At 59.3% G+C, this 21,107-nt stretch carries 14 protein-coding genes and 1 pseudogene; 12 read left to right on the forward strand and 3 right to left on the reverse strand.

Going from position 1 to position 21,107, the window contains the following annotated elements:
* Positions 1–70: 70 nt before the first annotated feature.
* Both ACN1C3_RS05325 and ACN1C3_RS05330 read left to right on the forward strand, forming a co-directional pair.
* Positions 71–1,375, forward strand: a complete 1,305-nt coding sequence (locus tag ACN1C3_RS05325) for an MFS transporter (protein WP_419114748.1) — start codon at positions 71–73, stop codon at positions 1,373–1,375.
* Between the two features lie 380 nt (positions 1,376–1,755).
* Positions 1,756–2,262, forward strand: a complete 507-nt coding sequence (locus ACN1C3_RS05330) for a GNAT family N-acetyltransferase (RefSeq protein WP_419114749.1) — start codon at positions 1,756–1,758, stop codon at positions 2,260–2,262.
* 10 nt (positions 2,263–2,272) lie between these two features.
* Here ACN1C3_RS05330 and ACN1C3_RS05335 read toward each other — a convergent pair whose 3' ends face one another.
* Both ACN1C3_RS05335 and ACN1C3_RS05340 read right to left on the reverse strand, forming a co-directional pair.
* Positions 2,273–2,908, reverse strand: coding sequence for a response regulator transcription factor (locus ACN1C3_RS05335; RefSeq protein ID WP_419114750.1), 636 nt, complete (start codon positions 2,906–2,908; stop codon positions 2,273–2,275).
* A 4-nt stretch (positions 2,909–2,912) separates the two neighbouring features.
* The gene (locus tag ACN1C3_RS05340) at positions 2,913–5,189 is read right to left on the reverse strand and encodes a PAS domain-containing sensor histidine kinase (protein WP_419114751.1); all 2,277 of its coding nucleotides are present in this window, start codon (positions 5,187–5,189) and stop codon (positions 2,913–2,915) included.
* 230 nt (positions 5,190–5,419) lie between these two features.
* Here ACN1C3_RS05340 and ACN1C3_RS05345 point away from each other — a divergent pair, with 230 nt between their 5' ends.
* The 10 genes and pseudogenes from ACN1C3_RS05345 (at position 5,420) to phaR (ending at position 20,318) form a co-directional block, all read left to right on the forward strand.
* Complete coding sequence (locus ACN1C3_RS05345) at positions 5,420–7,042, forward strand: acyl-CoA synthetase (protein ID WP_419114752.1); 1,623 nt, start codon at positions 5,420–5,422, stop codon at positions 7,040–7,042.
* 120 nt (positions 7,043–7,162) lie between these two features.
* Positions 7,163–8,935, forward strand: coding sequence for an acyl-CoA dehydrogenase C-terminal domain-containing protein (locus ACN1C3_RS05350; RefSeq protein ID WP_419114753.1), 1,773 nt, complete (start codon positions 7,163–7,165; stop codon positions 8,933–8,935).
* A gap of 229 nt (positions 8,936–9,164) precedes the next feature.
* Positions 9,165–10,279: pseudogene (locus ACN1C3_RS05355) on the forward strand (OprD family porin).
* 178 nt (positions 10,280–10,457) lie between these two features.
* Positions 10,458–12,464, forward strand: coding sequence for a type VI secretion system tip protein VgrG (locus ACN1C3_RS05360; protein WP_419114754.1), 2,007 nt, complete (start codon positions 10,458–10,460; stop codon positions 12,462–12,464).
* Positions 12,461–13,327 (forward strand): DUF4123 domain-containing protein, encoded by an 867-nt coding sequence (locus tag ACN1C3_RS05365; protein WP_419114755.1) that lies wholly within the window; start codon positions 12,461–12,463, stop codon positions 13,325–13,327. Before ACN1C3_RS05360 ends, ACN1C3_RS05365 begins: the two co-directional genes overlap by 4 nt.
* Complete coding sequence (locus ACN1C3_RS05370) at positions 13,324–16,959, forward strand: toxin VasX (RefSeq protein WP_419114756.1); 3,636 nt, start codon at positions 13,324–13,326, stop codon at positions 16,957–16,959. Before ACN1C3_RS05365 ends, ACN1C3_RS05370 begins: the two co-directional genes overlap by 4 nt.
* A gap of 229 nt (positions 16,960–17,188) precedes the next feature.
* Entirely contained in the window at positions 17,189–18,073 is an 885-nt protein-coding gene (locus ACN1C3_RS05375) for a hypothetical protein (protein ID WP_419114757.1), read from the forward strand.
* Positions 18,070–18,447 (forward strand): hypothetical protein, encoded by a 378-nt coding sequence (locus ACN1C3_RS05380; RefSeq protein WP_419114758.1) that lies wholly within the window; start codon positions 18,070–18,072, stop codon positions 18,445–18,447. The genes ACN1C3_RS05375 and ACN1C3_RS05380 overlap by 4 nt, the downstream gene beginning before the upstream one ends.
* 367 nt (positions 18,448–18,814) lie before the next feature.
* Positions 18,815–19,561 (forward strand): hypothetical protein, encoded by a 747-nt coding sequence (locus ACN1C3_RS05385; RefSeq protein WP_419114759.1) that lies wholly within the window; start codon positions 18,815–18,817, stop codon positions 19,559–19,561.
* A gap of 226 nt (positions 19,562–19,787) precedes the next feature.
* Positions 19,788–20,318: a polyhydroxyalkanoate synthesis repressor PhaR gene (gene phaR, locus ACN1C3_RS05390; protein ID WP_419114760.1), complete on the forward strand. Its 531-nt coding sequence runs from the start codon at positions 19,788–19,790 to the stop codon at positions 20,316–20,318.
* A 35-nt stretch (positions 20,319–20,353) separates the two neighbouring features.
* Here the strand turns inward: phaR and phaP are convergent, their stop codons facing one another.
* Positions 20,354–20,932, reverse strand: a complete 579-nt coding sequence (gene phaP / locus ACN1C3_RS05395; protein WP_419114761.1) for a TIGR01841 family phasin — start codon at positions 20,930–20,932, stop codon at positions 20,354–20,356.
* Positions 20,933–21,107: the final 175 nt, after the last annotated feature.

Here is a 21,107-nt window from a genome sequence, read left to right on the forward strand (position 1 = left end):
GAACGTTACCCCGTCGTTTTTTGAACGCCCCTGCTTGCGCAGTCGCCCTATCCGGATCAAAGGAACGTCAATGAGTACAAATTTTTCAGGCATTACGTGGGGCTTTCCCGGCATCGACCGGCGTCTGCTAAAAGTGCAATTCAGCTTTTTGCTGATGGTTCTGGGGGGACGGTGCAATCAACTGGCGGTGGCTTGGTGGGCCTTGCAGGAAACAGGCTCTGCGCTCTATTTTGCCAATATGATTGCCTGTTCCATCGCGGCGGAGGTGTTAGCCAAACCCCTGCTGGGATGGCTGGGGGACAAGTACAACAAAATCCTGATCATCAAGCTGGCCTCATGGATCAGCCTGCTGACAGCGCTGTTGATGGTGGTGCTGTCCGCCACGGGGTCGTTCAACCCCTGGACGGTGGGCGCGCTAATGATGATCAGCAGTGCGATCGTCGGCGTGCGCGACCCTCTCCAGGCGTCGATCATTCCTTTGTTTGCAGACGACGATAAAGTCTCCCTGGCCTTTCGGACCAAAAGCGTGATGTCGTCCTTTTCCATTCTGCTGGGGCCGGTACTGGCCAGCGGGTTGATTTACGGGTTCGGTATCACGTTCGCCTTTGCCGCCGATTTTTTTGCGATTCTCATCGCTGGGGCGTTGATCGCGACCATCCCGAGCCATATCGGTACCACTGGTCAAGGCGAAAAAGCCCCGGGTGCCAGCGGCTTCAGCATGATCTATTCCGGCTTCAAAGTGGTGTACGGAGTGAAAGTCGAATTTTACCTGGCCATCATTGCAATGCTGATCAACTTTGCCCTGTTTCCGTTCTTCACCATCCTGATCCCACTGTACGTAAAGGACGTCATCCAGTACCCGGTCACTTATATCGGTCTTCTGGATTCGTGCTTCGGGCTGGGTATTCTGGCGGGCAGTTACAAAATCATCGGCTGGTTATCCGACCGGGTCCCCCGTGACATGTGTGTGTCCGCAGGTTTTGCATTACTGGGGTGCAACCTGGTGGTAGTCGGCACCGTTTCATCGTCGTTCATCGTACCCGCGGCCTTTTTCTGCGGCGGCGTCGGCCTGATGTTGATCAACATCCCCACCTCCGCTGTGAGGTTGCTGGCGACGCCCAAGCTCCATCGCAACCGGATTTTTGCCACGGTTTCATTTCTGTCTGCGGCGGCCAGCCCCTTGGGCAGTTTCGCGATGAACACCCTGATCGCCTATCTGGGGGTCGCACTGACAATCACGCTGCTGGGCGTCATGGTGCTTCTGTTGTCTCTGCTGGTCTTTCTGGTACCCGATTTCAAAACTTTCATGCGTTCCCAGGATACGCAGCTCAATGATGCCTACCTGGACAAATACCCTGAAGCGTTTGCGCACTGACGTGCCTCGCCGTACCCCCGCCTCTTACAAACGGAGTTGCCTTTCACGATGCCGAATTTCAAGGATCGATCTAAATCTGCTCGACACGAACAGATCTTATGCGGCCAATACTATGACGACATGGGCTGTACCGGTTTCCTAGTGAAATAACTTTCTAACCTAAGCTATGTTTCTGTGGTCAGTCAGTGCTTGGAGTGATCATATGAACCCTACAAAGGGCTTCGCGTTTACAAGGTTATGGCGGGGATACGCGGTCGGTGACCTGGCGCATGCTGCGATCTTTTGGCGGATCCGGATATTGCCCAAGAGCAAGATCAAAAGATCGCGGCCTGCAGCAGCTCCACCCATCATGTAGGGATGACAAAAAGGAACCTTGCGAAATGCTTTCGATAGAACTGCACCCCGCACAACGCGACGAACTCGAATGCATCGAGAACCTGATGCAGTTCTACGTGTACGATTTCAGCGAGTGGCTGCCGCTGAAGTTCGGCGCCCATGGCTTTTTCAATATCCAGCCAAGAACCGATTACTGGAGAAAGGCTTCGACACAGCCTTTCCTGATCAAGGTTGACGGGGACATTGCCGGCTTCGTGACGATTGACGATGACGTCCGTTTTGACGGTGTCGAGTACAACATTGGCTATTTTTTTGTCAGTCGCCGGTATCGAGGTCGTGGTGTCGGGACGTTTATTGTCTCTGCGCTACTCAATAAATTTCCGGGGCAGTGGCAGATTTTCCACATCGACGCCAATCAGCCTGCCCGGTCATTTTGGGCCAAGGTCATCCCTGCCCTCACCCAAGGCGAGTTCACCCGTCATCAGCTGTCGATCGATGGTCATGAATGCACCCTGTTCAAGTTCCAGTTCAGCGGCAACCCGCTCAGGTGATGTAACACTCTCAACGCAGCTTCAGCGGGTCGACCATTTCGGCCACGATGGCCATGCCCACCAGGTCTGACAGCGTGTTGGCCTGCATGCGTTTCATCACGCGCGAGCGATACAGGTCCACGGTTTTTGCACTCACCCCAAGCTGCTCTGCGATTTCACGGGTGGTGTAACCCTGTACCAGCGGCAGCAATACATCGCGCTCGCGTGGCGTCAGTGTGAGCAAACGCGCCTGCAAGTCTTCGTGGCCCTGATTGCCAGAACGGTGTGCATCGCAGTTGCTGAGTGCCTGTTGCACGCTGTCGAGCAGCAACTGTTCGTTATAGGGCTTTTCGATGAAGTCATGGGCGCCAGCCTTGAACGCCCGCACCACGATCGGCACATCCGCATGGCCGCTGACGAAGATGATCGGCAAGTTCAGCTCGCGTGTGCGCATTTCTTCCTGCACGTTCAGTCCGCCCATGCCGGGCATGCGAACATCCAGCAATACGCAGGCATTGAGTCGGGCATCACAGGCATCGAGGAAGGCCCGGCCACTGGTGAACGGCAAGGCTTTGAGCCCGACCGACTCCAGCAACCAGACAGTCGAGTCGAGCATGCCTTGATCGTCGTCGACCACATAGACCACCTGCTCCGCGACACTTGCCATTGCATTACTCCTGTTGTTGTTTTGTTGGGCCGGCAAGCGGCAAGCGGCAACACATCAGCAGCCCGACGGGCTGACGCTGGGCCTGTAACTCGCCGCCGAAGCCTTCGATGATGCTGCGGCTCATGGACAAGCCAAGTCCCAGGCCATCGGCTTTGCTGGTGTAGAACGGGGTGAATATTTGTTCCAGCTCTGGCTCGCTCACGCCCGGTCCCTGGTCCTGCACGCTGATTTCCAGGTCTGCGCTGCTGCCCTTCCCTGCGGTGAGGACAATCAGCGAAGGCTGCCCCGGATGTTGCTCACGGTTGGCGTCGATGGCGTTGCGCAACAGATTGAGCAGCACCTGCTCCAGCAGCACCCGGTCGGCATAAATGGGCGGCAGATTATCCGGCAGTCGCTCCTCGATTGCCACTTGGCAATTGCTCGCCTCCCAGGCACACAAACGCACCGCCTCACGCGCCACTTCGGCGACGTTCAGTGCTTGCATACGCCTTTGGCCCTTGCGCAGAAAAGCCCGCAAACGCCGGATCACCTCCGACGCGTGAGTGGCGTGCAGGGTAATGCGCTCCAGGCCTTGCGCCACCCGTTCGGCGGCCTGCGGATTGGTCCCCAGGGCTTGTAAATAACGCTGGCTGGCGTTGGCATAGTTGACCACTGCCGCCAACGGCTGATTGATTTCGTGGGCGATGCCCGAGGCCAGTTCACCCAGGGTCACCAGCCGCGCGGTATGCGCCAGTTCGTCCTGATGACGGCGCTGTTGCACTTCACGCAGTTCACGTTCGGTCATGTCACGCGCCACCAGCGAGTAGTAGCGCTCCTGCCCGGCAGAACGGTGAGCCAGCAGCACCAGCGACACCGGTACTGAAGCGCCGCCGCCCGGTGGTTGCAGCCGTGCATCGGTGCTCCAGACGCCATTGCGCTCAGCGCTGCTCCAGCCCTCACGTTGCAGGCGCGCCAGGTCGTCGCTGGCAAAGAGTTCAGCAAGGGCCGGCATCGGTTGCTGCTCGTCGAGCCCGAGGGTGTGTCGCGCCGCCGGGTTGAGGTAGGTGACCTGGCCGCTGGGGTCAATGAACAACACCGGGTCGGTGTTGGCCTCGACGACTTCCGCCAGGCGTCGCTTGTTTTCTTCAGCCTGCACCCGAGCGGTAATGTCGCGCGACACGCTGACCACCTCGACCACCGCACCGGTGTAGGTTTCACGAATCGCCCGGCTGGCCGTTTCGAACCACAGGTAATGCCCGGCACGATGACGGATGCGATAGGTCATGGTGTGATAACCATCCTGCTCCAGGGCGTCCCGCGCGCGCTGCACCAGGCTGGCCAGATCCTGGCTATGGAACAAGCCCTGGGCCATTTGCCCGCGCAACTCTTCGGGCCAGTATCCGAGCAAGGTCCAGGAGGCCGGCGAGGCGTCGAGAAAACGTCCGTCCGGTGTATGCCGGGATATCAGGTCGGTGGTGTTCTCGATGATCAACCGGTACAGCCGGCGCGCCTTGGCCGCCTCGCGCTCGGCAAGGACCTGTGCAGTGGCTTCGCGGCAACGGGCGAGCACACGGTTGTCCTGCGGATCGGGGATAAAGCTCCAGATCAATATCTGCGCTTCGAACTGTGCCTCGACCCCTTCGATGGCGCGCTGTTGGTCCAGACAGGCGCGCACCAGCACCCGGTGATTCACCGGCAAAAAGTCCAACACATCGCTCAAAGGTTTTTCGGCGAGCAGCGCCAACAGCGCCGCATTGAATTCCAGCGGCCGGCCCTGTGCATCCAGCAGTAAGCTCGGTTGCGGATCGTGGCCCAGCAGTGGCGAGCCACGCAGCATGCCGTTGACGCTGTTCAGCAGGGTCGTTAACAGGTCCTGCACCCAGCCCAGCCAATCGAGGCTCACCCCCTCGCACACTTCCACCAGCAGTAGCCCCGCTTGCCCCGGCTGCAGGGCAAGGTCAAACACCTGACCATGACTGATGGCGGCCCGACGCAAGCGACCGGCCAACCAGCAATCGAGGTGACGGACTTGATCCAGATCCAGTCGCCCCTCCTCGACCAGACGCTCGAACAGCAACTGATCGCTGGCCAGCGCAGGGTCCCCCAGACCGGGTGGGAAATGCTGGGCGGCCCCTTCGTGACTGAAAATGCACGCTTGCGGTTGCCAACTCAAATACACCGCCCGGCGCACTTCGGGACAATCTTGCAGCGCCCGGCACAAGGCATCGGCCCTGGCGGCCAGAGGCACACCCTCGCGCTGCAGGCGCAACCAGCTGTGCAATCGAACGGGGGTAAGGGTCATCGCGGGTCCACTTCGTCAGGGAAGCCAAGCATATACCGGCCTCGGCGGCATGGCTGTACTCATTTAGCTTTAAACGAATTATATATAGTAGTTTTACTATACTACTCAGGTTGTACTTCCATATTCATTGGTGAATATTATATAAAGCACATCGGACATAAAGTTGGCCTCAGCGGCGTACGCTGCAAGGTCACCTATAGAGCTAACAATCAGCCACCGAGTACCCGTACATGTCGATCTTCGAACAAGGGCTAGCGCCTACGGCTGTCAATCATATTGCCTTGTCTCCGCTCAGCTTCATCGAGCGCACCGCAAGCGTTTACCCCAACTACCCCGCCGTCATCCATGGTTCGATCCGCCGTACCTGGGCACAGACCTATACCCGCTGCCGGCGCCTGGCCTCGGCGCTGGCCGGCCGCGGCATCGGCAAGAACGATACGGTGGCGGTAATGCTGCCCAATATCCCCGAGATGCTCGAGGTGCACTTCGGTGTACCAATGATTGGCGCCGTGCTCAACCCGCTCAACGTGCGCCTGGATGCCGAAGCCATTGCCTTCATGCTGCAGCATGGGGAGGCCAAAGTATTGATCACTGATCGCGAGTTCCATGAAGTCATCCATGCCGCTATCGGCATGCTGGATCACCCGCCGCTGGTGATCGACGTCAACGATCCGGAATACGGTGAAGGTCAGGCGGTCAGTGATCTCGACTATGAAGCGCTATTGGCCGAAGGCGACCCGGCATTCGCCTGGCAATGGCCGGATGATGAATGGCAAGCCATCTCGCTGAATTACACCTCAGGCACCACCGGCAACCCAAAAGGCGTGGTCTACCACCATCGCGGTGCTTACCTGAACTCATTGGGCAACCAGATGACCTGGGCCATGGGCAACCATCCGGTGTACCTGTGGACGCTGCCGATGTTCCATTGCAACGGCTGGTGCTACCCGTGGACCATCACCGCGTTGGCTGGCGTGCATGTGTTCCTGCGCCGCGTTGATCCGCAGAAAATCCTCACGCTGATCCGCGAACATCAAGTGACTCACCTGTGTGGTGCGCCGATCGTGCTCAATGCGCTGGTCAACATGCCAGAGTCGGCGAAGGCTGCCATCGATCACCCGGTCAACGCCATGGTCGCCGGCGCCGCGCCGCCAGCCAAGGTGATCGGTGCCGTGGAGGAAATGGGCATCAAGGTCACTCATGTTTATGGCCTGACCGAAACCTATGGCCCGGTGACTCTCTGCGCCTGGCATGCAGAGTGGGATGAATTTTCTCTAGAGGAACGGGCGCAAATCAAATCCCGTCAGGGCGTGCGCTACCCCACTCTGGAAGGCGTGATGGTGGGAGACCCGACGACCCTGGAGCCGACCCCGCGCGACGGTCAGACCATCGGTGAGATCTTCATGCGTGGCAATACCGTGATGAAGGGCTACCTGAAGAACCCAACCGCCACGGCCGAAGCCTTCGAAGGCGGCTGGTTCCACACCGGCGACCTGGCGGTCTGTCATCCCGACGGCTATGTCGAGATCAAGGACCGGCTCAAGGACATCATTATCTCTGGCGGCGAGAACATCTCCACCATCGAACTGGAAGGCGTGCTCTACCGCCACCCGGCAGTGATGGAAGCCGCGGTGGTCGCCCGTCCCGATGAGAAGTGGGGAGAAACCCCTTGCGCCTTCATCACCCTCAAGGCTGATCACAAGGACGTCCGCGAAACCGACATCATCAGTTTCTGCCGCGAACACCTGGCGGGATTCAAAGTGCCGCGCACCGTGGTCTTCACCCTGCTGCCGAAGACTTCAACCGGCAAGATCCAGAAATTCGTTCTGCGCGATATGGCCAAAGCGCTCTAACCCAAACCGACGTTTCACCCGTCAAGCGGCAGGTCTTTTATCTGCCGCTTTGGGCTCGTGCAGGCCGAATTTGGCCAAACACCTGCCCCAGCGCACAACCGTCACAACGAGGTTCATGTTATGCCCGAATTCAACGCCCCACTGCGCGACATGCGCTTTGTCCTGCATGAAGTGTTCGACGCCCCAGCCTTGTGGGCTCGCTTGCCCGCCCTGGCCGACAGTGTCGACGCCGCCACTGCTGACGCGATTCTCGAAGAAGCGGCTAAAGTCACCGCACACCTGATCGCGCCGTTGAACCGCAGCGGTGACGAAGAAGGCGCGCAATGGCACGAAGGTCAGGTCAGCACGCCCATCGGTTTCAAACAAGCCTATGCCACCTACATCGACGGCGGCTGGGTGGGTCTTTCCGGCAACGCCGAGTTCGGCGGCATGGGCATGCCGAAGATGCTCGCCGTGCAATTCGAAGAAATGCTCTACGGCGCCAACTCCAGCTTCGCCCTGTACTCGGCACTGAGTTCCGGCGCCTGCCTGGCGATTGATGCTCACGCCAGCGAAGCGTTGAAAAGCCTGTACCTGCCGCCCATGTATGAAGGCCGCTGGGCTGGCTCCATGTGCTTGACCGAAGCCCATGCCGGCACCGATCTGGGGATCATCCGTACGCGTGCAGAACCTCAGGCCGACGGCAGTTACACCATCACTGGCAGCAAGATTTTCATCACCGGCGGCGACCAGGACCTGACCGAAAACATCATCCATCTGGTCCTGGCCAAACTGCCGGACGCACCCGCTGGCCCGAAAGGTATCTCACTGTTTGTGGTGCCCAAGGTGCTGATCAACGCCGATGGTTCCCTCGGCAATGCCAACGCGGTCAGTTGCGGTTCGATCGAACACAAGATGGGCATCAAGGCCTCGGCCACCTGTGTGATGAACTTTGACGGTGCCAGCGGTTGGTTGATCGGCGAAGCCAACAAGGGCTTGGCGGCGATGTTCACCATGATGAACTACGAGCGCCTGTCCATTGGTATTCAGGGAATCGGTTGCGCTGAAGCGTCTTATCAGAGCGCTGTCGCCTACGCTCGCGAACGCATTCAGAGCCGCGCGCCCACCGGGGCGATCGCCAAGGATAAAGTGGCCGACCCGATCATCGTCCACCCCGATGTGCGTCGCATGCTGCTCAGCATGAAAGCCATGACTGAAGGGGGGCGCGCTTTCGCCAGCTATGTCGGGCAACAACTGGATCTGGCCAAGTTTTCCGATGATGCGCAAGAACGGGACACGGCCCAAACCCTGGTCGCGCTGCTCACGCCCGTCGCCAAGGCGTTCTTCACCGACACCGGCCTGGAAAGCTGCATCAACGGCCAGCAAGTGTTCGGCGGCCATGGCTATATCCGCGAGTGGGGCCAGGAACAACTGGTGCGTGATGTGCGCATTGCACAGATCTACGAAGGCACCAATGGCATTCAGGCGCTGGACTTGCTTGGGCGCAAAGTGCTCGCCGATAACGGCGCGGCTCTGCGTCAGTTCACCGGTGAGATCCGTGCGTTCGCCAGCCAACCCAGCGCTGTGTACGCCACTCAACTGCTCGACGCCGTGCAGCGACTGGAAAGCCTCAGCGACTGGCTGCAGGACCAGGCCGCGACCAACCGCAATGAAGTCGGCGCTGCATCGGTGGAGTACCTGCATCTGTTCGGCTACGTCGCCTACGCCTGGCTCTGGGCGCGCATGGCTCGGGTTGCCGAGAAAAAGCTCAGCGAAGACCCAGGGTTTTATCGCGCGAAGATCGCCACCGCCGACTTCTTCTTCAGCCGCCTGCTGCCGCGCATTTTGAGCCTGGAACAGAGTATTCGGGCTGGCAGTACGTCGCTGTACGGCCTGACTGCCGAACAGTTCTAACGATTGAACCTGTGGCGAGGGAGCTTGCTCCCGCTGGGGCGCGCAGCGGCCCTAAAACCTGCAAACGCTTTGTATCAGGCACACCGCATTCACTGACTTTACGACTGCTTCGCAGCCGAACGGGAGCAAGCTCCCTCGCCACAATTTCGAAGTATTACCCCCCGAATATCGAGCCCTGAAGCTCGATGCGGGAACCGCGACTCCATAATAAAAACAAAGGGGCTTCACCATGGACCGTAACACCTGCACCCTCGCTACCCGTCTGTTGCTGGCCGGCGGCGTCATCAGCCTCTCAGCCCCCGCCGCTGCGGATTTTATCCAGGACAGCAAGGCCAGCCTGGAACTGCGCAATTTCTACTTCAACCGCGACTATCGCCAGGCCAACGCCCCTCAATCCAAGCAAGAAGAGTGGGCGCAGGGCTTCCTGTTGCGCTACGAGTCTGGCTTCACCGACGGCATGATCGGTGTCGGTTTCGACGCCATCGGCCTGGTCGGCGTAAAACTTGATTCCAGCCCCGACCGCGCCGGCTCAGGCTTGCTCAAACGCCACAGCGACACCCGCAAAGGTGCTCAGGATGAGTATGGCGAACTGGGTCTGACCGCCAAGTTGCGCGCCTCCAAAAGCGTGCTGAAACTCGGCACCATGAGGATATGGGCATCACCCGAACCGGTGCCAAAGGCATCACGACGCGTCATCTGGACAGCGACAGCTTCGATTTCGCCAGCCTGAATTACACATGGACCAGCAATCTCGCCACCGGTTACAGCTTCGGTCATCTCGACAACTTCTACAGCCAGCACCTGGTGAACCTGACCTACGTATTGCCGGTGACCACGGGCCAGTCGTTCAAGACTGATCTGCGCTTCGCCCGCTCCACCGGCGATGGCGGCAGCAACGTCGACAACCGCGCGCTGGGCGCCATGTTCACCTACGCCCGTGGGCACGCCTTCGGTCTCGGCTATCAAGCCATGAGCGGCGACACCGGCTACGCCTACATCAACGGCAGCGATGCGTTCCTGGTGAATTTCGTACAGATCGGCGACTTCGCCAGCAAGGACGAAAAGTCCTGGCAGGCGCGCTATGACTACAACTTCGCCGCGATCGGGATCCCCGGCCTGACCTTCATGACCCGCTACATCAAGGGTTCCGATATTGACCTGGGTAGCAACCGTCCTGAGGGCAAGGAGTGGGAACGCGATACCGACATCGGCTATGTACTCCAGAGTGGCCCGCTGAAAAACCTCGGTGTGAAGTGGCGCAACGCGACGGTGCGCTCGACCCACTTTGGCAGTGACCTGGACGAAAATCGTCTGATCGTCAGCTATAGCCTGCCCATCTGGTAAGCGAACAAACCGTCGCCTTTGCAGCGCAACTCTAGCTCACGTGCCTGGATACGCTTCCTGACACCGGGCCACCCTAACAAAGCGAAACCTCTTACATCACAAAAAGACTGATCCGATTTAAATGCCCTGAACTCTCATCCAGAGTCACGCGCCTTCAAAACGCACAAAGGACTTGTGGATGGACCACGCTGCCGATCAGACGTTTTTTTTCTCACTCAACATTGAAGGTCTTTCACACGACCTTCAAGTCCATGAGTTTCTCGGCAAGGAGGCCATCAACCAGGCCTTTCGCTTCGATCTTGAGTTGGTCAGTGAGCGATCCAGTCTGGATCTGGAAAGTCTGCTGCACCGTCCGGCCTTTCTGAGTTTCGGTACCCACGGCGTCGGGGTGCACGGTTTGATCTACCGTGTCGCCCAAGGCGACTCTGGGAAACGCCTGACTCACTATCAAATGACCCTGGTGCCCCATCTCACCTACTTGGCTCATCGCCACAACAAACGCATTTTCCAGCACCTGAACGTCCCACAGATCATTGCCAAGGTGCTGACGGACCATGGCATGCAAGCCGATACCTGGCGCTTCCATCTCGCAACAACCTATCAACCTCGCGACTATTGTGTGCAGTACAACGAAACCGACCTGTATTTCATCCAGCGCCTGTGCGAAGAGGAAGGCCTGCACTTTCACTTCCAGCACAGCGCCGATGGTCATGTGCTGGTATTTGGCGAGAATCAAACCGTATTCCCCGAACCTGCACGGCCCACGGCCTATATGCCAGGCAACGGCATGGTGGCCGAGGAACCGGTGATCGATCGTTTTAACGTGCGTCTGGAAACCCGCACCACCCATGTCAGCCGTCGAGATTACGACTTCCAAAAGCCGCGTCTGAAACTGGACAGTAACGTCAAATACGATGCCGCACCGAAGCTCGAAGACTATGCTTTCCCGGGGCAATTCACCCACCGCGAACGCGGCAAGCACCTGGCCAACCGCGCCCTGGAACGCCATCGCGCCGACTTCCAACAAGCCAGCGGACGCAGCGACCAAAGCACTCTGCGCGGCGGGCATTTCGTCAAGTTGAGTAAACATCCACGAGATGAATGGAATAATTTGTGGTTGCTGACCGAAGTCGAGCACTTTGGTAAACAACCGCAGGTACTCGAAGAGTCGGTGCCACAAGGCAAGTCGGACGACGATTTCAGCCAGGGCTATCGCAACCACTTCCTCGCAACGCCCTGGGAGGTGATCTATCGGCCGCCACTCAAGCACCCGAAAATATCCGCGACGGGGACCGAACATGCCGTGGTCACGGGCCCGCCCGGCGAAGAAATCTACTGCGACAAGTACGGTCGGGTAAAGGTTTTGCTGATATGGGACCGCAACGGACAGCTCAACGAGCGCTCCAGTTGCTGGTTGCGGGTTGCCACTGGCTGGGCCCACGACAGCTATGGCAGCGTGCAGATCCCTCGGGTCGGCATGGAAGTACTGGTAGGTTTCAGTGGAGGCGATCCCGACAAACCTCTCATTCTCGGCTGCCTGCCCAACGCAGTAACGCCGGTTCCACTGAACCTGCCCGCAGAGATGACCCGCAGCATCTTTCGTAGCCAAAGCAGCCCGGGGGGTGGCGGATACAACGAACTGCGTATCGAGGACCGAAAAGGCGCCGAGGAAATTGCCGTGCGTGCCCAGCGCGACTTCGTCCAACACGTTCTCAATGACGAGCGCATTCAGGTCGACAGCCAGCGTACCGTGGTGGTCGGCGGCATTGCCCGCCACGACCTGCGCGGTGAAGAACACCACCTGACTCATGGCAATCGCCTGACCGAACTCAAACAGGACGATCATCTGGTGGTGGCGGGCGATCAGCACATCGGCGCCACCAATCACCGACTCAGCGCGGTGCAACACATCCACCTCAGCGCCGGTCAACAGGTCGTGATCGATGGCGGTGCACGGTTGACGATCCAGGCCGGTGGCCACTGGCTTACGCTGGGGCCGGAGGGCATTTTCAGCAGCGTACCGATTGTCGAAGGCGGCGCGCCCGCCGATGCCCTGCCGGCACAACCACGGCTGCCAGGTGAGTTGCCAGCGATGGTGTCGACGTTTGACCCCGTACAGCAACGCGAGGCACTGCTCGCGACACGCAGCTCGCGCTGCCTGATCTGCGAGGACGCTCAAGCATGAATCTAAAGACTGCCTTGCCTGACGATCTCCCTTGGGCCGAACACAAGGCGTTTCTGCTGGTGGATGGCACCGCCCATAGTGAGTTATCTGACCGGCTGGCGACGTTGCATCCACACACCACCCGGTTTGCCCTGTACGACTGCCTACGATTCAGGGCGCTGAACGATATCTCGCCATTGTTGGTGGACATCCAGGAGCCGGACAATCCGATCTTTCGGTTTTACCTTGAGCACGCTTTTGAGGAATGGGGGTTACTGCTCTTCAGCAGCGTGCCGGCCTATGAGCTGGTTCAACATCTGCGCAAGCTATTGACGGTAGAACTGCCGACGGGTCAGGAGGTATTTCTGCGTCTGGCCGATGCCGGGGTGGCGCAGGCACTGTTTGCTAGTGCCGATCAGCGCTTGTTCGGCCCGCTTTCTGGCGTGGTGATCCCGGATAGCGTCGACGGTATCTGGCATCGTCATCAGCCTCGGCTGCCCAAGTGCCCGGAACTGCCCGCGCCCTACCGCCTCAGCCCTGAACAGAACGCTGCGCTGGACCGCGTTGATCGGCGGCGCGCCTTGAGGGAACTCGACGTTCATCTGCTCACCTACTTCCCCGAGCGTCACGCCCTTCAGAGCCTGGCCCAGCGTTGGCCGAGGCTGGAGCGGTTGCTGGACGAGGCCAGCAGCCTCGGTTTCAGTAGCCAGTCCGACCTCTTCTATTACACCAACGTCATGAACTGGCTCGGCGATTCGACGCTGGAACAACACCCCGATATCGCCCGCCTGCTGCATACCCCTTCACTGCAATCACCCAGCGAGCGTGTTGCGCTTGCCGCTGAACTGGCCCACCGCTTCGCTACCCAAAGAGAGCCCTCATGATCGCACCGGCCAACCTTGCTGCCGCCGCAGCGTCCAAAGCCGAGATCGGCTCCCTTGGCGCCTGCCCGCTACGACTATCCCACGTGCAGTTGCTGCCCTTGCGTTACGGCCTGGTGGAAAACCCGCTGGACCCAGGCGCCGAGCTGAAGCTGCCCTACACCCTGAAAACCCGCCCGCTGGGCGTGCGCCTGCTGCGCGATGGCTGGCTGTACATTATCGACAGCGTCGACGGCCAGTTGCACGAATACCGCGTGCTCGACGGTCTGGTCAGCGCCCTGCTGCACAAGGGTGCCAAGGTCGACAGCGATCAGCGCGACGCCTTCGAAGCGCGTCCGGCGCTGGTGTTTTCAAGGCGCAGCACCCTGCACGTGAGCTTTGCCGAGGTGCAGTGGACCGCCGCCAAATGCCATCAAGTGCTGGACAGCGCCAAAGAGCGCGAACACTTCATGCAGGCCGTCGACCTCGGCCCGGTGAATTGCAAAACTGGCGGCACGCATGTGCTCACCGTCGAGCAAAGCAAACGCTGGTTGGCAGAAATCGCCACGGTTCCCGCCCGACAGGCGCACGCCGCGCAAGAGCGCGCCGAACATCAGGCAGAGCTGGCCGCCTATCCGCTGCCGGAGGCCACCTTGCTACCGCCGGTCAAGGTCCACGATGCACCGGAGCACGAACGTGAACCCTACCTGTGGGAACAGCTTCGGCGCTTTCGTGACGCCGACATGGGTGAATTCCTCGGCCAGGTTCGCCGCCCTTACCAGAGCGACACCCTGTTCCTGCTGGTGCAGGACGACCTCGGGGTGCTGCGCGACCTGGCCGATTATCAGGACACCGTGGTCGGCTGGATCGATGACTGGAGCAACGCTGTCGACAACGAACGCGACTACCTGCTGGCCTGCTACATCGAATCCCTGAGCCAGCTCAGCGCTGCAGATGTCAGCGAACTGGCCAACGCCAGCGACGACCCGCAGGTCAAAGCGCTGTTCACCGAGCTGCAGCAGCTGCCGGAGCCGGATCGGGAACAGACCCGGCAGGCCTTGCTCGACTACCTGAACAAGGGCGGCAAGGTCGAACCGCCGGGCGCTGCGGTTCCCCCGGAACTGGCGGCACTGCGCAAACAGGCCCACGCCGAAGCCTTTGAAATGGCCAAGTACCAAGGCGCCAGTGCGGATTTCACCGCCCTCAGCCGGGCCAGTGACCAGGCGGACCGCAACTACTACACCCGCCAACACTTCAAGGTCGCCCCGGCGGCGTTTGTCGAGCGCCACCTCAACACGCTGCTCACCCTTGGCAAGGCACACAACACGCGCATCAAGGAGGTACTCATGGGTGCCAGGTTCGGCCAACGCGGGGTCAACGACCTGATCGACCGAGAGGCCATGGACCATGCCTTGTTCCGCCACCGCGCCGACCTCGGCCGCTGGAACCGTTTGCTCGAGCGCATCACCGCCGACCGCACCGCGCTGGTCTGCGCCGGGTACTACCACCGTGCAGCCTGGTACTACGACGCGCAGGCGCCAAATCAGCTGGGCCAGGCATTTGTCGCCGAATACGCCTGCCTCAAAGACATCGGCCGCAGTGACGAGGCCAGTAACGCCCTGCTCGGCTATATCGAAAAACACCCCGAACTGACGCGACCTCTGTTCTATACCTTGCCCTTGGGTATTCAGGCCGAACTGCGGGTGCAGTACACCGTGCTGTACAACGCCGGCATCGGTCTGTTCAACAACCTGCCGCACTGGCTGGGGGTGCTGCAGCAGATTGAACAACCGCACCTGCCGGCCCTCGACGACTTGCCGGACAGCACCCGCGCCGTTGCCGACGCCGCCCAGCACAGCCTCAGCCCGGCGCTGAACCTGGGCATGAGTCAGGCGCTGGAACGCTTCGACCTCTCAGGCTCAAAAATCCCCGACCTCGACGAACTGTTCCGCCACCTGCCCAACGCCCTGCCGGCACGGCTGCTCGATGCCGCCAAAACCACCGGCGTGACCTTCACCGTCGCCACCCCGGCCGAACACTCCGCCCTGCAAAGCACCATCAAACACGCTCTCAGCGAGCGCGACTACCTCAGGAGCCTGAGCCGCGAACGCAACCGGCTCGTTCGCAACAAAAACCGCGACGGCCATAAAACACCGCGGGCCATTGAGCTACAAAACGAAATCACGCGGGTACGGCAAGTGCTCAGCCAGTACGAAGCCCGACTCGCCGGCGCCCTCAGCCCGATCAGCGAAGTACTCGACCCGTCGCTGCGCACCTCAGGCGCCACCCCGGCGCGCGCCGGGCTGACCGTGGTTTTTCCGCCCGCGCAGCAGCAGGAAGTGCGGAGTTTGCTGAAGAACATTCGGCTGGGGGTTAACGCGGTGCCGAAGGCGAGTCTGGTGAAGAGCGAGGGGATGGGGTTGGTGGTGTTTTTGGTGCAGGTGGTTAATTTGGTGGGGGTCATAAGGGAAACGTTTAGCCAATCAAGAAACAAACGTAGTTTGGAGCCGTTGATTAGTGCAAGTTTTGCATCGGGTGCTGCTGGATTCTCCGCAGCACAAAGCCTCACCGATACAGCCTTGCGGGCTCGTAGTACGGAGCTCGTTGCCGGGCTTCAGCACCATGCGCTGCAGAATGTTCATGTGCAGATGGGAAAGATGCATATTGGGTTGGGAATCGTTACCTACCTTTTAGGTTCTGTTTCTTCACTGATCAGTCTCAATACCCAGCAACAGAACTGGCAGCACGCAACGCGTAGTGGGAACCGCTCGGCACAGAGTGGTCTCGCTCTCACAACACTTGGGGCTGGTGGCATGGCATCGGTCAATGCCTATGGTTTAGGCCACACCTTACACGCGGGCTATACGGTACTGATCGCAAAAGACAGCGCAGCAAGAACGGCTGCTTGGGCCGCTGCGGGCACTCGCCTGTCCAGCGTGTTTTTCCGCGTCAACCTGGCCGGTGCGCTGTTTAGCGTACTGGAGTTGGGCGGCACCTGGCTCTTCAATCGCTACAACACCAGCGCCCACGATCAATGGCTGCAAAGCACGCCCTGGAGCCGGGATGCCGATCAGCGCGGCTCCCATACCCTGGAAGAATACCAACGTTATCTGACGAACTTGCTCCATGCGCCCTACGTACAGCTGGGCCCGAACGAGCATGATTCGTGGCTGAAAGAGCTGCTGCTCCGGGCCAACCCCAGCGACATCCATTTAACCCTGCCGGGGCTCACCTTAGAGGACCTTCAACCCCCCTTGGCCGGTAACGCCCCTCGGCGTCTGGGCATTGGCGCCAATCGCCTCACCGTCCCCCATGACAGTCGCGGCTTTGACCGCGAGCGCAAAGCGGATATCAGCGAGGACGTGCTCGACCGCCTGCAGATCGTGCAGGCCGCCCCCCTGATCCTGTGCCTGAAAGATCCGCTCAATTACGACGCCCCGATGGGCCCTTACTCCAAAACGCTGGAGCTGGGGGTGTGCCTGCAGACCTTGGCTGATAACGGCAAGTGGCTTTCCCGGACCTACGTCTTTCGCTTCGATCCCGGGGCTGACGGACGCTTCCCACCTTTGCCGACCCAATCAGTCACGGAACATCCACCTCTGTGGTTGGTTGACACCCATTTGCTGGAGTTGGCCGACCATGCCCAACCATCCTGATCTCCTCATGCCTCAGCCGCACCTTGAGCAGCCCCATAAGGCGGGGGACGTTGAGCCGTTTCCTAGCGGAAGAGTCACCTACCTGGCGCCTTTGCCACTGCCCTCGTCGCTGCCGCCCTACGGACCTCATATCGGGGAGTTAAACGATGTCTACATGGACTTCGGACTGGGGTCACCGCAAGTCTTTATGTGGCAGATGACACTAGGCGGACCATTTAGCGTTGCCTTTATGATTGCGTTTTTGTTCCCTCTAGTCGTCGGTTTTATTGGTCTTACGTTGGGGCATGACCTGACGTACTCTTGGGAATTCACAATCGATTTTTTCTTCGCAATCTACGGATATGCGATATGGACTGGGCTTTTCGGCCTGACCATCGGCCTCTGCGTCTGGCTCAACAACCACAACAAATACAGCGAAATCAACCCCACCCGCTTCAACCGCCAGCGCCGTGAAGTCTGTTTCATGCCCGAGGACGCCACCGAACCGGTCTTCGTCCCTTGGGAATCCCTCTCGGCCTGGGTCATCGAAGCCCAGGGCCACAGCCAATACGGCGTGCACCGCCAGTACGGCATGGGCCTCGGCTTTTATCATCAGGACCGGCTGATCAGCGTCGAATTCCCCTGCGCCGCCTTGCCCTTGGCCATCAGCCATTGGGAAGCGATTCGCGGCTACATGGAGTACGAGGTCAACGACCTCAAATCGATCCAGGACCCGCAAGACCTGCAAGGCCCCAACGACCCGTCCCACGAAGGCCTGCACACCTTCCGCAACGCCCGGGCGCGCATGCACCAGCAGCTACGCGATGGCGAGCGCAGCCGGCTTTCGGGGTTCTTCTGGTACCTCTACCACGTCATGACCCTCTGGACCCTGCCCAACCGCCTCACCGAATGGGAAATCCGCCGCATCAAAGCCATGGGCCAACACGCCCTGCCCGAGGCCATGCGCCAGTGGTCCGAGCCGCTGCCCAAAGAGCAATGGGCCAAGCCCAGTGAAGCGCTGCTGCACATGAGCCAACAGGTGCGCGCACTGCACAAACGCCAGCCACGCCGGCCGATTACCGAGATTTTTGCTGAAGTACAGCGACTCAATCCCCACGGTAAACGCAGCGCATGAGCGGTTTTCCTGGCGTACTCACCGTCCCCCATGACCGTCGCGGCGTTGACCGCGAGCGCAAAGCGGATATCAGCGAGGACGTGCTCGACCGCCTGCAGATCGTGCAGGCCGCCCCCCTGATCCTGTGCCTGAAAGATCCGCTCAATTACGACGCCCCGATGGGCCCTTACTCCAAAACGCTGGAGCTGGGGGTGTGCCTGCAGACCTTGGCTGATAACGGCAAGTGGCTTTCCCGGACCTACGTCTTTCGCTTCGATCCCGGGGCTGACGGACGCTTCCCTCCTTTGCCGACCCAATCAGTCACGGAACATCCACCTCTGTGGCTGGTTGACACCCATTTGCTGGAGTTGGCCGACCATGCCCAACAATCTTGAAGTGTCCATACCTCAGCCGCACCTTGAGCAGCCCCATAAGGCGGGGGACGTTGAGCCGTTTCCAAGCGGAAAAGTCACCTACCTGGCGCCTTTGCCACTGCCCTCAACGCTGCCACCCTATGGACCTCACATCGGGGAGTTAAACGATGTGTATATGGACTTCGGGCTGGGATGGCCGGAAGTGTTTTCGTGGCAGTTTATATTGGGGGTACCCTTCAGTATTTTTTTTATGGCTGCTTTTTTGTTCCCGGTAGTCGTCGGCTCTATTGGTCTAATACTGGGATATGACCTCACCTACTCCATAGAATTTACAACTGATGTTTTTTTTGCCATCTACAAAATAGCTATCTGGGGCGGACTCGCCATTTTGGCTATTAGCCTCTGCGTCTGGCTCAACAACCACAACAAATACAGCGAAATCATCCCCACCCGCTTCAACCGCCAGCGCCGTGAAGTCTGTTTCATGCCCGAGGACGCCACCGAACCGGTCTTCGTCCCCTGGGAATCGCTCTCGGCCTGGGTCATCGAAGCCCAGGGCCACACCCAATACGGCGTGCACCGCCAGTACGGCATGGGCCTCGGCTTTTATCATCAGGACCGGCTCATCATCGTCGAATTCCCCTGCGCCGCCTTGCCCTTGGCCATCAGCCATTGGGAAGCGATTCGAGGCTACATGGAGTACGAGGTCAACGACCTCAAATCGATCCAGGACCCGCAAGACCTGCAAGGCCCCAACGACCCGCCCCACGAAGGCCTGCACACCTTCCGCAACGCCCGGGCGCGCATGCACCAGCAAATTCGTGATGGCGAACGCAGCCGGGTTTCAGGGTTCTTCTGGTACCTGTACCACGTCATGACCCTCTGGACCCTGCCCAACCGCCTCACCGAATGGGAAATCCGCCGCATCAACGCCATGGGCCAACACGCCCTGCCCGAGGCCATGCGCCAGTGGTCCGAGCCGCTGCCCAAAGAGCAATGGGCCAAGCCCAGTGAAGCGCTGCTGCACATGAGCCAACAGGTGCGCGCACTGCACAAACGCCAGCCACGCCGGCCGATTACCGAGATTTTTGCTGAAGTACAGCGACTCAATCCCCACGGTAAACGCAGCGCATGAGCGGTTTTCCTGGCGTTTTTCTGGGACTCACATTAGAGGACCTTCACCCCCCTTGGCCGGTAACGCCACGACAGTCGCGGCGTTGGGCGCGAGCGCAAAGCGGATATCAGCGAGGACATGGTCAGTCCTCCGCAAGTCTGCACTCCCCTCCCGCAATACCAAACTGCCGCAGTGGTCAGAGTAGGATAAGATGCCTGCTAATCAGGCTCGCTGTGAGTAGCCCCGCATGACAGATAACAGTCGGAACATTACCCGTCTGATCAAGAAGTACCCGAATCGCCGTCTATATGACACGCACACCAGCAGTCATTTGACCCTTGCGGATATACGCCAATTGGTCGTCGATAAAATCCCGTTCGAGGTGGTCGACGCCAAGACTGGCGAGGATCTGACCCGAAGTATTTTGCTGCAGGTCATTCTGGAAGCCGAAAGTGGCGGTCAGCCGATCTTCTCCATTGAGATGCTCATGGGGATTATCCAGTTCTACGGTCCCTACCAGGGCGTCCTCGGCAGCTACCTGGATAAAAGCATCCAGACAGTCATCGACGTTCAGTCCCAGACCGGCGCTCAGTCCTCTGAAGCCTGGGGCGAGTTCATGCACCAGCAAGCACCGGTCATGCAGGACTTAATGCGCCAGTATGTCGACCAGTCAAAAGCCCTCTACCTGAACACTCAGAACCTCTTCGGCCTGTTCGGCGGCACGCCGCCTAAGCCAGGCGCCGGTGGCGGGCCGAAAAAAAATGGCGATGGGGAATAAACCCATCGCCATCAGTGTAACCATTCTAATGTGACTTACTTGTTACCGCTTGTTGCCTTGGTTGCCTCTGGGGCAGCTTTCCCGGTTGCGGCAGTTGCAGTTGCAGTCGCTGCATCGAAACTGCTCTGGGCAACGTCAGCAGCCTGTTTTACGGCTTTCTGTGCGCTTTCAAAAACGGTGCCGGCATTGGCCAGCGACGACTTGAATGCAGCCACGACAGGCTCGGAGCCAGCCGGTGCATTTTTGCTGATCACTTCAACGAACTCTTGTACCTGCTTGGTGCCCACTTCGACCTGACGCGTGGTCAGTTTGGCGATTTCCGAGTGGGTACCAACAATCAGCGCTTGCACTTGGCGATTGAACTCAGCCAGGCGTTCGGCTTGCACATTTGGCTGGGTGAAAGAAGCCTGGAGCTCGGCGAATCCTTGTGGATCACGGACTGCCAGCAGTTTGCGGAAACCGTCGAACTGCTCCTCGGTGGAGGCCTGCAGAGTCTTGATCTGCAGTTGGGTGAGCTGTTCAACGCTGGCAAAGATTTTGCCGCTGATTTGCTGCAGGAGGTCTAGGTTGGCTTTCTGAGCGTCTTGCAATTTTTCCAAGTTAAAAAAAGACATGCTTGAATCTCCTGATTCTGAAAGGCCGACATGGGCCTGAGGACGCGATAGCGATCCTGCCGGTCATCGCGTTAGCCTTGATATTGCAGTGCACAAATTCATTTGGCAATGATTTTTTTGTGCGCCGCACAAAAAGCTTTCCCCTCCCGCTGCTATTCGCTATAGACTCCGGACA

This window comes from Pseudomonas sp. H11T01, from assembly GCF_048515765.1.
Lineage (GTDB): Bacteria > Pseudomonadota > Gammaproteobacteria > Pseudomonadales > Pseudomonadaceae > Aquipseudomonas.